The following is a 14511-nucleotide window of genomic DNA, read 5'->3' on the forward strand; positions in this document are numbered from 1 at the left end:
CGGCGCTGAACCAGGCGATCGAGGATCAGAAGAACGGCATCACCACGCTGATCGAGGCCCTGATCAACCAGGAGCTCGGCGAACCCTTCCGCCGCGACGCAATGAAAAAACCAGTCGCCGTCGCAGGAATCTCGGCAGACGACATGAAAGCTCAGGCCGAACTGTAATCTGATCCTGCCCCCACCCGGGCCGAATACGGTGCGGGTGGGGGCAGGCTTTGCCCAAAAGGCAGCTCAAATATTGCAAAGGAAGTAAGATGCAGGCGTTGAGTGCATCCAACTCGCCGTGGCTTCGGGCACGGTCTTTCGTTCGTTTGAACGGGCACGGTTTCCTTGTTTCCGTGGTTGTTGCCGTCGCAGCGAAGTTCTTGTCCGAACATTATGGTGCCCCGGCGATGCTGATGGCCCTGTTGCTGGGCATCGCGTTCCATTTCCTGGCCGAAGACGATGCCGGTGACTGCAAGGCCGGAATCGAATTTACCGCACGAACGGTTCTGCGTTTTGGCGTTGCGCTGCTTGGGGCGCGTATTTCCGTTGAATTGATGATGAGCCTTGGCGCTGATCTGATTGCCGTTGTGATTGCCGGTGTGATCCTCACGATCCTGTTCGGGCTTCTTGGCGCGCGTCTTCTGGGCCGTGGTTGGCGCTTTGGGGTGCTGACGGGGGGATCGGTTGCGATCTGCGGTGCATCGGCCGCGATGGCCTTGTCGGCCATTCTGCCCAAAAACGAGCATTCGGAGCGGAACCTGGTTTTCACGGTACTGTCGGTTACTGTTCTGTCGACAATCGCGATGATCGCCTACCCGATCCTCACCGAGACTTTCGAGTTCAACGACGAGGTTTCAGGGGTCTTCCTGGGCGGAACGATCCATGATGTCGCGCAGGTTGTCGGGGCCGGGTTTTCGGTTTCGGACCAAACCGGTGAGGTGGCGACTTTGGTCAAGCTGATCCGTGTCGCAATGCTGGCCCCGGTGGTGCTGGTCATCTCGTTTCTAGTCCGGCGCCACGCGGAGTTCAGCGAGGAAGACGGCAAGCGCCCACCCATTTTGCCGATGTTTGTCGTTGGCTTTCTGATGTTTGCCGTCCTGAATTCAATGGGCCTGATCCCGGATGTGGTCTCGTCGGCCATGGCCGATCTCAGCCGGTGGGCGCTGCTGGTGTCGATTGCGGCAGTGGGCATGAAAACGTCGCTCAAGCGGATTCTGGATGTGGGTGGGCAGGCCATCGTCCTGATCGTGGCCGAGACGATCTTCATCGCTGCTCTGGTTTTGGCGGGTGTCTACCTGTTTCATTAGAGGATGGCGGAAATCCAAGTTCAGCACGTGACCGACCATCGGCCGGTCACGTCATCTCGCACTACATGACCAGCAGGAGGGTATGACCTCATGACGACACAGGTACTCAATCTATTCGATGAGCCGGCAACGCGCAGCGAAAGGCGTTTGGCCGATCTTCCCGATCGCGTTGTCGCGGGTGATCCGCATCACAAGATTGGAATGCATTTCACCAGCCCGGATGGGCAACTGTCTGCCGGGACCTGGACGTCTACGCCGGGCAAATGGCACGCGTTCACGGACAAGGACGAATATTGCTATATCGTCAAAGGTCATTGCGCCCTGATCCACGAAGACGGGACCCGTCAGGATTTTCGCACTGGGGCCAGCTTTTTGATCCCCAATGGCTTTCGCGGCTTTTGGGAAGTCGTGGAAGAAACGACCAAGCACTTCGTTATCCGAGAATGTGCGCCGGACGCATGATCCGATCCGTGAATGAACCTGAGGCGGCGTGAACCGGCAGGCCTCAGGCGCGTCACCGGATCTTCACCGACGGGTCTGGTCAAAGCTGATCGCCAGTTTTTCCGCCGTGGGTATTGACTGGCAGGTCAGGATTTCTCCGGCTTTGATGTCTTTGTCGTCCAGTGCCATGCGCGCCCGCATATGAACTGTGCCGTTGGTCAGTTTGGCCCGGCACGCGCCGCAAACTCCGGATTGGCAGGAATAGGGTGGCTTGAGCCCCGCTGACTGCGCTGCGTGAAGAACGGTCTGTCCCCTGGAGACCGAAATGAGATGTCGGGTGCCTTCCAGCGTCAGTTCAACGGTTGCGTCCACCCCTTCAATACCCGTGTCCAGATCCGGCGCAGCACCATAGCTTTCCATTTGGATGCGGTTCTGGGGAACATCAATGGACATCAAGGCCGATTTGACGGCCTGGTTCATATCGCCCGGACCACAGATATAGTACCGCGCGTCCTGGGCGTAAGGTGGATACTCGGCGATCAACGCTTCGATTGCGGCCTTGTCGATTGTACCTTGCCGCCAGTACTCGGCGCTGGACCACCAGCCGGGTTTCGAAAAGACATGGTTGATTGTAAAACATTCGGGATGCGCTTGCTGAAGCACGCTCAGTTCGTGCTGCAACAGGATGCTCTTCGCGTTTGTGTTGCCATACACCAGATGCGCGACTGAATGGGGCTCGGCTGTCAAAGCCGAGTTCAGCATTGCAAAGAGCGGAGTAATGCCAGAGCCCGCGCCAAAAAAGTAATGGGTGCGCCGCGCCGTTTCGTCGGGGTCCAGGCAGAAACTGCCAAATGGCGGCATGACGTCAATGGTTTGCCCTTCCTGAACAGTGTCGTTGATGAAGTTGCTGACACGGCCACCCTTGACCCGTTTGATGGTGATGCGAAGCGGGTCCCCGGAGTAAGGCGAACTGGAGATCGAATAGCTTCGACGGTGCTCTTCGCCATCAATATTGAAACGAACGGACACGTGTTGGCCCGGCCTCCAGGCGAATATGTCCATCAGGTGGTCAGGGACATCGAACATAACGGTTTTTGCCACGCCATCCGGCTCGACTCTGGTCCCGCAAACGCGCAATGGGAAAAAATCACGCGAGTTCATTTCCCTTCCCCCAACCATTGCAGAACAACTTTCTGGTGCTCGATGACGGGACTTTCACCGTTTGCCGCCGGACCTGCTTCAAAATACGGAGAATGCAGGGACTTCTGCTGCTGCTCGCACGCATAGATATCTTCGCCGGTAAAGTCACCGGCAACCATCGGGTCATCTTCGCCCATCGCGTCATTGGCTTCGTATTTCCCGGCAATTCCAAACGTGGCCCAGAAAGAGGACGACTTCATCGACTGTTTGGTGAATTCCCATTCCGAGCTGTTTGATACCCGCCCGCGGTTGTGAACTCGTGTCAATTCCGGGCCAAGGGGTTCGACAATGAAGATATTCCAGCCGTCTTCCGAAGCGGCCAGACCAATCCCCGGGAACAGCATCGGCACCCAGGCGCCGTTCATTTCTTTGGGGATGACGCGCGGGGCGGTCAGTTTGCTGTCCTGATCTTCCAGAAACTCCGCCACGGGCGGCTCCCAAAACATGTAATGAGGTCCTTCCCAGTGGAATTCGGCGGATTTGTGGTCATACATCTGAAGCGTATTCGAATGCAGATGGCTCAGGTGGTAAACGTCGATGTAATTTTCGACGACAACCTTCCAGTTTGCCTTTATCTCATAGCTGGTGTTCAGGTCTTCGTACTCGATCAGCTCTTCCGGGACGTGCGGGCCGATATGGGGTTCGACGGGGCCGAACCATTCGGCGATGGAAGGCGCGTCGGGGTCTGGATGGACGAAAATCATCGATTTCCAGATGTCGACCTTGGCGGGTTTCAGGCCAAGACAGGACTTGTCGACCTTGCCAAATTCCTCGTGCTCATCCGGCACCGAAATCAGATTGCCTTCAAGATCGTAGGTCCAATCGTGATAAGGACAGGTCAACGCTTTTTGCGTTTTGCCAACCGCGCGGATCAATTGGGTTCCGCGGTGGCGGCAGATGTTATGGAAGGCGCGCAGGCGACGATCGCGACCCATGATCACGAATATATTGTTGAGTCCGGCCTGCACGGCGATGAACTGGCCGGGTTCACTGACATCCTCCATAAAACCGGCGTAGCGCCAGGTTTTGGAGAAGATTTCGCGCATTTCCCGGTCGAACCAATCCTGGCTCGTGTAAGCTTCGACCGGCAAAAGGTGCAGCATGGGTTTCATTTGAGCCTCTTGTGAAGGAATTTTCAAAACGTTTGGGGGAGAAAGTCGATGGCGATCATCGACAGGCCTAATGCGACCCAGGCGAGTTGGATCAGCCAAAACAGGATGGGGTCCTCTTCCCGGGTTACGTCGGTCAAAAGCAAAGCGTGACCGGAATAGAAATTCGGGATTGTCCAGAACATGAAAAGAAGCCCCCACAACGTCTGATAGCCAAGTACCGTCGTCACCATCAGCGCCGCGAAGGTGATGTAGTTCAGCTGTCGCTTGCGTGTCATGGTTCTTGCGCCAGGCCATTGAACAGCGCACGCGCGGCCTGTTCGGCCTGAGTTTTCCAGACATTCGGCATATCCAGAGGGGCCAAAGACGTCGCGTTGAAATAAAGCGCCACGATGCCATGAGCGGCGGTATTGACCTTTGCGGCATCCACATTCGGGAAATCCGCGCGCAGTATCGCAGCAATCGTAGTTTCAAAGGCAAGCAGAGCCTCTCGACAGGCCTGGCGAAGCGAAGCATCCTCGACCGCCCGCGCGGTGAGTGCTGCGAAGGCAAGTACCATATCCGGTGACGTCTGGTTCATGTCCGAGAACAGAAGATCGATCAGATGTCTTGATTTTCCCGACGCCGGCAAGCCTGCAACGAGCGCGTCAGACTGTTCCGAAAAACTTTTCAGAACATAGTCTTGCAGGGTCGTAATCAATTCATCCCGATTGCCCAGGTGATGCCGGATCAGAGGCCGTGTCAGGCCCGCCTCCTTGGCTATTTGCGAAAGCGATGCACCATCAAGGCCATATCTCGCAACACATCTGACCAGAGCCTGCATAATCTGCTCACAACGTTCATCACGATTTGAGGGGCGCCCGATCATGTTATTTCCAGTATTTCAGCTTCAGGTCTGCGGTTGCACCGGTGCCGACGGCGACAGCGGCATCCGCGAATTCCGGCGGTAGACCGCTCCGATCCATGCCGCCAAAGGCGTACCCTTCGGTTGGGACATCCTTCTCGGTATCCAGGTCGTTGTTGCTGTTCTCGTCGTGAATCGCGGCAATCGCATAGGTGCCAAGCGGGAGATTGTGAAAGGTGACCGAAGCCAAGCCCTTGACAGCAGGAATGGAAGCCAAGGCCGCCGCGTTCGCCACGTCCATGGCCCCAAAAGATTTTGAGTCATCGAACACGGCAATGATCAAATCACCCTCTGCATTGCGCACGTCCTGCACCGTCGCAGTGAGAGTTTGTGCGGATGCCCCGAGGGTTGAAGCTAGTGTCATCACAGATGCGACGACCAGTTTGCTAATCGGCATGATATATCTTTTACTGGCAACATTGACAGTAAATAGGAAGAGTGCAATTAACTGTCAATAGTGACAATTATTCACCCGATTTCCCTGAGCGTGTTTTTTTGCATTGAACCAAGCACGACGTATCGGCCCAACGCCGACAAGGATCGGAGAAAAGGGATAAAAATATCCTAAGCCGGCTTTCCAAAGCTACTCGGGCAAGACTTGCCTCATGTAGAGATGACGCATGACCATTGGCGTCAGGTACATCGGGATTTGATACGCCCCGATGAAGGCCATGATGGGTGCGGTGACCTCGGGCGGCAAAGCAACGAAGAATATCGCGATGTTTCTGTTTCCCGCGATCAAAGAGACAGCGGTTGCTCTGGCTGCCGGCAGACGTCCTCGGGTAATCCGGAACGAAATGAATTGTGCTCCGAAATTGGCCAGACAGGCGAGCGCGATCCAGAAGGCCGCGACGGCCGGGCTTTTCAGCGCTGTGGTGCTGACAGAAGGCATCAGGCCGATGACAAAAACGGCCAAGGTGATTGTGCCCAACCCTTCCAGATTCACCAATGTGGAGCGTGATGGTGAACGCAACCAGACGCGCCGGACAACAATGGCGGCGCCGGTTGTGCAGAGTATCGTCAACAGCAGTTGCAACCCGGCCAGCAGAACAGAGTGAATGCCGCCCAGTTCAGGCATGAGCAGGAACACGGGAAACGCTGTCAATGGCAGCAGGGCGGTCCCAACCACCATCATTCGCATCGCGTGTTCAGGTGGGTAGCCCATCATCAAACACATGTTGGGACTGCCGGAAATCGAGGGCGCAGCCGCCATGATGAGCAGGGACAGAAGCACCGGCGTTCCGGTCCATCCCCCGACAAATCCGATGGCCAGAATGATCAGCGGTATCACGAATTGAAACCCGATGACGGTGAACGCGACCTTGTGCAGATCGCTCAACGATCCAAGAATGGTTTCGGGGTCCATTCTCAGGACGGTTACGAACAGCAACAACACGACCAGGGGCGGCAGCAGGCCTCGCATGGGCTCGGCCAAACCCGGCAATAGAAGACCCGCCGCCAATCCGGCGACCAGAACACGGGGCCCGTGGCGGGCCGCCAGATGGAGCAGGTTCAAGGCCGTTTTACCCGCCCGGGCTCTGACGCAAATTCTCGGGCAGCCAAGTGGCGAGGTCGGGGAACCAGATGAGGATGAAAACCATCAGCACCATGATCAGGAACATCGGGATCGCAGCGCGTGCGATATAGCTCATCTCATGGTTGGTCATGCCCTGCATCACGAACAGGTTGAATCCGATCGGTGGTGTGATCTGCGCCATTTCAACGACGACCACGATGAAGATGCCGAACCAGATCAGGTCAATGCCAGCGTCGCGGATCATTGGTTCCACCACGGCCATGGTCAAAACGACGGAAGAAATCCCGTCAAGAAAACAGCCCAGAATGATGTAGAACACCAGCAGGACCATAAGCAGTTCGAAACGGGTCAGTTCCCAACCTGCAATCAGATCGGCCAGCCCGCGCGGCAGGCCGGTGAAGCCCATGGACAGCGACAGAAACGCCGCGCCGGCAAGGATCAGGGCGATCATCGCGCTGGTTCGCGTGGCGCCCATCAGGCTTTCGGTGAATGTCTTCCAGTTCAACGACCCCTGGCCTGCCGCCAGCAGCAGGCCGCCGATCACCCCGAAAGCCGCAGCTTCGGTCGCAGTGGCATAGCCCAGATACATTGAGCCGATGACGACCGTGATCAGCAGGATCACAGGCAACAAAAAGCGGGAGTTTCTGACTTTCTCGGAAAAGCTCAGCTTGCCCTCGACATCCGGGGTCCAGTCTTTGCCCAACTTGGAATAGATCGCGACATAACCCATGAACATCGCCGCCAGCACCAGGCCGGGAAGGATGCCGGCAAAGAACAGCTTGGTAATCGATTCATTGATCGTCACCCCATAGACGATCAGGGTTAGGGACGGCGGGATCATCAGCCCCAGAGTGGCCGCGCCGGTCAGAGTACCGATGATCATCCGTTCGGGGTAGTTGCGCTTGCGCAGTTCGGGGATCGACATCTTTCCGACGGTGGTCAGCGTTGCGGCCGACGAACCTGAGACTGCCGCGAAGACGGTACAACCCACGATATTGGTATGCACCAAACCGCCGGGCAAGGGGGCCATCCAGGGGGACAGCCCTTTGAACATGTCTTCGGACAATCGCGTGCGGTACAGGATTTCGCCCATCCAGATGAACATGGGCAAGGCGGTCAGGGTCCACGACGACGAAGCGGACCAGATCGTCGTGATCATCACGTCGCCCACGGGGCGGGTGGTGAACAGCTCCATCCCGACCCAGGCGACCCCCATCAGGGCTAGGCCGACCCAGACACCGGTCCCGAGAAGGGTGAACAGAACAAAAAGGAAAAGGATGATGACAGACAGGTTTTCCATGCGTCTATTCTCCGTGGCTCTGGTCGGCCAGATCGCGGACAATGCGATGGTCACCTTTGAACAGGACGTGGATCAGGTGATCCGTCAGCGCGACGGCCAGGATCACGGCTCCGATCAGCATCGCGGATTGCGGAATCCACAGCGCGGTTCTGTCCTGACCCTGGCTGATGTCGTTGAACTTCCAGCTCCAATAGACGAAGCGATAGGCATACCAGCAGAAATACCACATGACGGCTGTGCCGATGGTGAAACACCAGATTTCAAGGACACGCCGCACGCTGCCAGGTACCGCGTTCAGAAGGATCGAAACCCGAATGTGACTGCCCCGGTTCAACGCATTGGCAAAGGCCAGAAAAGATGCCGCCGCCATTGCATAGCCGGCATAGTCGGGCGCTCCGGGAAATACTTCACCGGTCCAGCGGGCCAGCATCTGCACGACGATCAGCAAAAGAATGGCAATCAGGCTGACCGCCGCCAGTACCCCCGCTGCAAGATAGATGAAATCCAGAACGGACCGAAGCCCCCGCAATACCGCCATGGCGTCCCCGCTTTGTTATGATTGGATGGAAAACAGGCGACGCAATGCAGCGCCGCCTGCCTCGAACGGTTACTGAGAGGCGTTGAACGCGTCGACGATGGCTTTGCCTTCGTCTCCGGCGGCTTCCAGCCATTCATTGGTCATGGTCACACCAATCTCTTTTAGCTCATTCGTCATCTGCTCGGATGCCGGACCGACGGTCATGCCACCATCACGCAGACCTTGCAGAGTAAAGCCGGTATATTCCTTGGCGCGCCAGTTGCCCGCGTATTCCGCCAGCTCTGCGCAGGCCTTGATGACGTTCTTGTTGGCGTCGGACACGCCCGACCAGACATCCGAATTCACCATCACGTAGTTGCGCGGCAACCAGGCATCGACTTCGTAGAAATAGTTCAGGCTTTCCCAGACCTTGCGGTCATACCCGGTCGATCCCGAAGACACCATCGACTCGGCGACACCCGTCGCAAAAGCCTGACTGATTTCTGCCGCTTCGATCGTCACCGGCAACATGCCCGTCAGCTCGGCCAGTCGCGAAGTCGCGTTGTTGTACGAACGGAACTTGATGCCCTTCATATCGGCGACCGAGTTCACCTCATTCTTGAAATACAGCCCCTGCGGTGGCCACGGTACAGCATAAAGCAGCGTCAGGTTCTGCTCTGCCAATACTTTTTCGATAGATGGCTTGGCGGCCTCCCAAAGCTTGGCGCTGTCGTCGAACGAGGTCGCAAGGAACGGGATCGAATCGAAACCGAACAACGCGTTCTCATTCTGGTGGCCGGACAGAAGGCGTTCGCCGATCGGGGCTTGCCCGGTCTGGATTGCGCGTTTGATATCGGCACCTTTGAACAGCGAGCCGGATGGATGCGTAACGATTTCGATCTCACCGCCGGTTCCGGTCGTTACACATTTGGCGAATTCCGCACCGGTGGCCGAATGGAAGTTCGACGCCGAATAGGCCATCGGCATGTCCCATTTTTCGGCCATGGCCGGTGCTGCCGCGGCAGCAGTCAAAGCGGTTGCCGCCAGAAGGTTTGTCAGTGTTTTCATCGTTTTCTCCCTATCGAGTTTTAATATACCGATGTTTTTCATCGGTCTGTTCTTATGGTGCAAAGCGCGACGGCGCATAAACGCTTACGTCGGTGTTCGGGGTTCTGCCCGCAATCATCTGCGCCAAAAGCCGCCCGGTCTTTGGCCCACCTGTCAGGCCGACATGATGATGCCCAAAGCCCATATAGGCCCCTTTGATTCCGGGCACGTCGCCTATGATCGGGATCGAGTCAGCCGGGGCCGGCCTGTGCCCCATCCATTCCACTTCCTCCTTCCATGTTATGCCCGGAAACGCGGCCCGGGCATTCTTTCGCATCAATTCAAACGGCGCGCGCGAGGGCGGTGCGTCCAGCCCACCGAACTCCACGATACCTGCCAAGCGTATGCGCCCATCCATGGGCGTGGCAACAAACTTGCCCGAAGCCACCATGACCGGGCTGCGGGGCATGGCAGAAGGTGCCACCAATTCAAGATGATAACCGCGCTCGCTTTCAAGAGGAACAGAAACCCCCAGTCGCTTCGCCAGCGGCCCCGACCAGACGCCAGCCGTGACAATGGCGGTGTCGCAAGCGATGGTCTCACCATCCGCGCGCACACCGGTAACGCGGCCGTTCTCGCGGGTGACGTCCTCGACATTGGCGCGGATGATCCGGCCTCCGCCGTCCTCAACATGGGCGGCCAAGTCTTTCACGTACTGCCCGGGATCGGTGATATGACCGTGGTTTGACAGCTTGGCAGCGAAACCGATATCCGGGCTGAACACGGGGTCATAGTCGTGAAACGCCTTGCCCTCCAGTTCTTCCCAATCAAAGCCGTTCTTCCGCCTTATTCCCCAGCCCAACGCATCTTGTTCAAAATGGGCCCGGTTCTCGTAGAGAAACAGATAGTCGCTGGGCACGATCCACTTTTCAGCACGCGTGCCTGTTGCCAAAGCCTTGTGATCATTCAGGCTGTCGCCGACGATCGGCGTCAGCGCCGCCGCGATCCGTTCAACGTCTGCCACGTTCGCGTGGCTCAGATATTGCCGGAGCCATGGGAGCAGCTTGGGCAGATACCCCCATTTCAAAAACAGCGGCTGCGACGAGCTCAGCAACATTTTGGGTGCTTTGCCAAGCAGTCCGGGAACCGTCACAGGTATGATGGAACAGGACGCCAGCACACCGCCATTGCCATGAGACGTGCCTTCACCCGGTCCGGCCTTGTCGAACAGGATCACGTCGTGCCCGTCCCGTTGCAGCCAGACCGCGGCCGACACGCCGACGATACCGGCGCCGATGATGGCTATGGTTTTCTTGTCGCTCATTCTGAAACCGCCCTGGCCACTGCGTAATGGTTCAGTTTGGCCATCTCGGGCCTGCCGCCAAGCCCGGGGGTTTCGGGCACGCAGACCTGTCCGTTCTGGATCCGGAAGGGTTCTTCCAGAATGTCTTCTTTCAGGAAATAGGACGCCTGATAGAATTCGCAGCCCAATGTGATCTCGGGTGTCGCGGCAATCAGATGGGTGCCCGCAAGATGGGCCAGGCCGGCCTCGAACATGTCCCCGCCATACGCCGTCAGACCGTGCGCCGCCGCGATGCGGGCGACCGTTTGCCCGCGGGTCAGTCCGCCAGACTTCATTATTTTCACCGAGACACCATCGCAAATGCTTTCACGCGCGGCGCGTTCCATATCTTCGGGACCAAAGACGCTTTCATCGGCGAGAAGGGGAACATCGGTCGTATGCCGTAGCTTCGCCATCATGCCGAAGTGATGGGCGCGAACCGGCTGTTCGATGAAATCAGGATTGAACCGGGCCACGTCCCGCACCCGCGTCGGAGCCTCCTCGATGCTCAGCCCCTGATTATAGTCCACGCGGACCGAGAACTCAGGGCAGTTCTGCGCAAGGTACTCCAACCGCATGATGTCAAAGGCGTGATCCTTGAACCCGGTCTTGAGTTTGACAATCCGCACGCCGTCCTCTCGCAACCGCGCCAACAGGTCTATGTCCTGAGAAAAGTCCGGGTTGGCGATGGAACAGCTGAGCGGAATGGTGTTGCGGCAGCGACCGCCCAGCAATGACCAGACAGGGATGTCGCTGATACGGCCGGCCAGATCCAGCAGCGCGGTTTCCAGCGCGGCCTTGGCCTCGGTGCAATGCGCCACGGCACAGGCCGCGCGCGCCATGATGGCTGACCGGTCGCCCACGCGGGCGCCAAGAACAAGGGGGCGTAGATATAGATCCAGTGCCGCAAATGTCGCTTCCGGGGTGCCGGTGAACACCGACCAGGGTGACGCTTCGCCAAATCCCTGTGTGCCATCCTCGGATGTCAGTCGCAGTATGACGACTTCGCAGGCGCCTTCGATGGATCCTATACCGTGATCCCGGCGGGACGTGACCGGAAGCTTCAGGTGCCAAAGGTCGTAACCGATGATGTTTTGTGACAGATCGTTCATTCCGCCCCCTGTGGTTGAGCGGAAGCCTGCCTTGACGGGCATATCATTTCAAATACTATATCTTCGACAGTTCATCAGAAAAAATGATGCGGTAATCCATGTCCCTGCGCTTTCGCCAGCTTCAAGCGTTTCACGCCATCATGGAAACCGGAACCGTAACCGGTGCGGCGTCGGTACTTGGGATATCCCAGCCTGGTATCAGCAATCTGTTGGCTCAGTTGGAACGCGAAGCACGACTGCCTCTGTTCGAGCGCAACAAGGGCCGTTTGCTGCCCACCCCGGAAGCCGAGCTGCTGTTCCGCGAAGTCGACACGGTCGTGCGCGGGCTGGATCACGTGGCGCAGGCCGTGACAGATTTGCAGAACAAACATCCCGGTCAATTGCAGGTTGCGGCACCGCATCTTCTGTCATTTGGTTTCATGCCGCGCGAGATCGCTCGTTTTGCCAAAAGCCGCCCCAACCTGTCCGTCAGTTTCCAGTCGCAGTATTCATCCAAGATTCAGGAATGGGTGATTTCAGGCCTGTTTGAAATCGGCATCGTCGAGATGCCGATCCTGCACGACACTCTGAATTATCAGGTGTTTCAATTCGAAACGCTTGCGACTTTTCCAGAAAATAGCCACTTGGCGGATTATGACGTTCTGACACCGGAATTACTGGAAAACGAGCCCTTCATCGTGATGGGCCCGGAACACCAAACCCACCGTCGAACCCGTGACATCTTTCAGGCATCCGGGCGCACGTGGCGGACACAGATTCACACGCACCTGTCCGAGAACCTGCTGAGTTTTGTGAAACAGGGCATGGGTGTTGCGATGATCGATCCCTTTACCGTGACATTCGATGGTGAGAGCGGGTACCAGACCCGCCCGTTCAGGCCATCCGTCATGCTGGATCTTGCAATCATCACCGCAAAGGGGCGCCCCCTGTCCACGATTGCGCAGGAATTTCTGGCCCAGCTGACCCCGTCGATTGCCTCTTACGCAACCCATTCCGACACAGGTGCAGCGGCCTCGTGAAGCTGCTGCGAATGGATGTCGACCAATGTGGGGCCGTCATGTTCGACGGCCTGTTTCAGCACCTTCGGCAAGTCCTCAGGGTCTTTGACCGTCCATGATTTCACTCCGAAGGCGGCTGCGACGGCGGCGTGGTCAGTCCGGTTGAAATCGACGTTGTAATAGCGTTGATCAAACCCAGCATCCTGACCCGCCTTGATCCATCCGAAGACCGAGTTCGAGAAAACGATCGAGGTGATCGGCATTTTGTGCCGAACCATCGTTTCAAATTCACCGCAGGTGAACCCAAACGAACCATCGCCCATGACGGCCAGGGTCTTGACCGAGGGCCGGCCGACATGTGCACCCATGGCCGCCCCCAGAGAATAGCCCAGTGCTCCATGTGCGCGATTTGTTATGAAATGCCGCCCGGGTTGCCGCCAACGGTAATGCGCGCTGAAATAGGGGCAGGGGGTGCCGGGGTCAGCGACCACAATCGCATCGTCGTCCAGAATGTCCATCAGGGACGCCATGACAGCCTCTGGCCGGATCGGCATTTCCCGACTTGCAGCCAAGGGGTCAAACGCCGCCGCCTTGGCCTCCCACGCGGCGCGGGCCTTGGTTGCTCCGTCTTGGCCGTTCAGGTCTTGCCGGTCCTCCAGCGCTCGGGCCAATGCCTCAAGCGCGAGGCGGGCGTCAGCGCAGATCGCCACTTCGGTCTGATAGTTTGCGCCGATCACCATGGGGTCGCTGTCGATGTGAATGATCGTGGTGTAGCGCCCGGGGCTTCTCCACCGTTCGGTCGTGACCGAACCGGCGCGGCACCCGATGAACAGGACGACATCAGCCTGATCCACCACGGCGCGTGTCGCGGGGATGCCGCCGTTCGATCCGACGACACCCAGGGCCAGAGGACCGGTTTCGGCGATGGACCCTTGGCCTGAAACGGTTGTGGCGACGGGCATGTCCAACAGACCGGCGACGCGGCGCAACGCATCGGTCGCGCCGGACAGAACCGGGCCGCCGCCACAGACCGCGACGGCGGATTTGGCCCGGGCAAGAATGGCTGCGGCTGCTTCGATGGCATCCGGATCGGGGGCAGCCCGTTCGGCGGGAAAGCTGCGGTGCCGGTCGTCGGCCCAGATTTCCGCCTCGTCCACCTGTGCCTTCTGCGTATCAAACGGCAGTGCCAGATGTGTCGCGCCGGGTGTTCCCGTTGTCATCGCTCGGAACGCCGCACGAACCATGGCCGGAAGCCGGGCAGCATCATCCAGAGACGCGTTCCACTTCGTCAGCGGGCGGAACAACGCCGGCTGATCCAGTTCTGTCAAAGGGTATTTCCCGCGGCTGGTCGTCGCCACATCGGAGGTGATCGCCAGGATTGGAACCGAACTTTCATTGGCCTCGACCACACCCGGCAGAATGTAGGTCGCGCCACCGCCGGAAGGGCCTTCGCAAACGCCGGGCCTGCCTGTCACGCGTGCATAGCCATCCGCCATGTAGGCGGCGTGCCGTTCGTCGCGGGTCAGAATGTGCTGAATGCCGTGATCCATTCGGGCGAGCGCGTCATAGAACGGCAAGGTGGTATCGCCGCACAGGCCGAACATATGCGTCACGCCATGCGCCTCGAGCATACGCACCATCGCCTCGGCTCCGGTCAGGTAATTCGTCCCTGTCATGGTTCGCGATTCCTTCGAGTAATAATTGTACACA

The 14511-nt window shown here is 58.0% G+C and carries 15 protein-coding genes; 3 read left to right on the top strand and 12 right to left on the bottom strand.

From position 1 onward, the window contains the following. Positions 1 to 256 precede the first annotated feature (256 nt). Entirely contained in the window at positions 257 to 1294 is a 1038-nt protein-coding gene (locus GOW04_RS20860; protein WP_171233886.1) for a YeiH family protein, read from the top strand. Positions 1295 to 1384: 90 nt separating this feature from the next. Then, complete coding sequence (locus GOW04_RS20865; RefSeq protein WP_171233887.1) at positions 1385 to 1756, top strand: cupin domain-containing protein; 372 nt, start codon at positions 1385 to 1387, stop codon at positions 1754 to 1756. Positions 1757 to 1819: 63 nt separating this feature from the next. On the opposite strand, the gene GOW04_RS20870 is transcribed toward GOW04_RS20865, so the two are convergent. From GOW04_RS20870 to GOW04_RS20920, 11 genes are all read right to left on the bottom strand, one after another. Further along, positions 1820 to 2896, bottom strand: coding sequence for a 2Fe-2S iron-sulfur cluster-binding protein (locus tag GOW04_RS20870; protein WP_171233888.1), 1077 nt, complete (start codon positions 2894 to 2896; stop codon positions 1820 to 1822). Beyond that, complete coding sequence (locus tag GOW04_RS20875) at positions 2893 to 4038, bottom strand: aromatic ring-hydroxylating dioxygenase subunit alpha (RefSeq protein ID WP_217356965.1); 1146 nt, start codon at positions 4036 to 4038, stop codon at positions 2893 to 2895. Before GOW04_RS20875 ends, GOW04_RS20870 begins: the two co-directional genes overlap by 4 nt. Positions 4039 to 4070: 32 nt before the next feature. Beyond that, positions 4071 to 4322: a hypothetical protein gene (locus GOW04_RS20880; protein ID WP_171207094.1), complete on the bottom strand. Its 252-nt coding sequence runs from the start codon at positions 4320 to 4322 to the stop codon at positions 4071 to 4073. Next, complete coding sequence (locus GOW04_RS20885) at positions 4319 to 4867, bottom strand: TetR/AcrR family transcriptional regulator (protein ID WP_171233890.1); 549 nt, start codon at positions 4865 to 4867, stop codon at positions 4319 to 4321. Before GOW04_RS20885 ends, GOW04_RS20880 begins: the two co-directional genes overlap by 4 nt. A 46-nt stretch (positions 4868 to 4913) precedes the next feature. Continuing rightward, on the bottom strand, positions 4914 to 5345 hold the full coding sequence (locus GOW04_RS20890) for a DUF2141 domain-containing protein (protein ID WP_171233891.1): 432 nt from the start codon (positions 5343 to 5345) through the stop codon (positions 4914 to 4916). A gap of 186 nt (positions 5346 to 5531) precedes the next feature. After that, positions 5532 to 6464 (bottom strand): hypothetical protein, encoded by a 933-nt coding sequence (locus GOW04_RS20895; protein ID WP_171233892.1) that lies wholly within the window; start codon positions 6462 to 6464, stop codon positions 5532 to 5534. A 7-nt stretch (positions 6465 to 6471) separates the two neighbouring features. Then, positions 6472 to 7785, bottom strand: coding sequence for a TRAP transporter large permease (locus GOW04_RS20900; protein ID WP_152460436.1), 1314 nt, complete (start codon positions 7783 to 7785; stop codon positions 6472 to 6474). A gap of 4 nt (positions 7786 to 7789) precedes the next feature. Then, positions 7790 to 8323 (bottom strand): TRAP transporter small permease, encoded by a 534-nt coding sequence (locus tag GOW04_RS20905; protein ID WP_171233893.1) that lies wholly within the window; start codon positions 8321 to 8323, stop codon positions 7790 to 7792. Positions 8324 to 8392: 69 nt separating this feature from the next. After that, the gene (locus GOW04_RS20910; RefSeq protein ID WP_171120827.1) at positions 8393 to 9370 is read right to left on the bottom strand and encodes a TRAP transporter substrate-binding protein; all 978 of its coding nucleotides are present in this window, start codon (positions 9368 to 9370) and stop codon (positions 8393 to 8395) included. Positions 9371 to 9422: 52 nt separating this feature from the next. Beyond that, on the bottom strand, positions 9423 to 10673 hold the full coding sequence (locus GOW04_RS20915) for an FAD-binding oxidoreductase (protein ID WP_171233894.1): 1251 nt from the start codon (positions 10671 to 10673) through the stop codon (positions 9423 to 9425). Then, entirely contained in the window at positions 10670 to 11803 is a 1134-nt protein-coding gene (locus GOW04_RS20920; RefSeq protein ID WP_171233895.1) for an enolase C-terminal domain-like protein, read from the bottom strand. Before GOW04_RS20920 ends, GOW04_RS20915 begins: the two co-directional genes overlap by 4 nt. 98 nt (positions 11804 to 11901) lie before the next feature. Here GOW04_RS20920 and GOW04_RS20925 point away from each other — a divergent pair, with 98 nt between their 5' ends. Continuing rightward, a complete protein-coding gene (locus tag GOW04_RS20925) occupies positions 11902 to 12822 on the top strand; it encodes a LysR family transcriptional regulator (RefSeq protein ID WP_171207100.1) in 921 nt (306 codons plus the stop codon). Here the strand turns inward: GOW04_RS20925 and GOW04_RS20930 are convergent. After that, positions 12783 to 14477, bottom strand: coding sequence for a thiamine pyrophosphate-binding protein (locus GOW04_RS20930; protein ID WP_171233896.1), 1695 nt, complete (start codon positions 14475 to 14477; stop codon positions 12783 to 12785). The genes GOW04_RS20925 and GOW04_RS20930 overlap by 40 nt on opposite strands. Positions 14478 to 14511 lie beyond the last annotated feature (34 nt).

It is taken from the genome of Ruegeria sp. HKCCA4812, assembly GCF_013034245.1.
Lineage (GTDB): Bacteria > Pseudomonadota > Alphaproteobacteria > Rhodobacterales > Rhodobacteraceae > Ruegeria.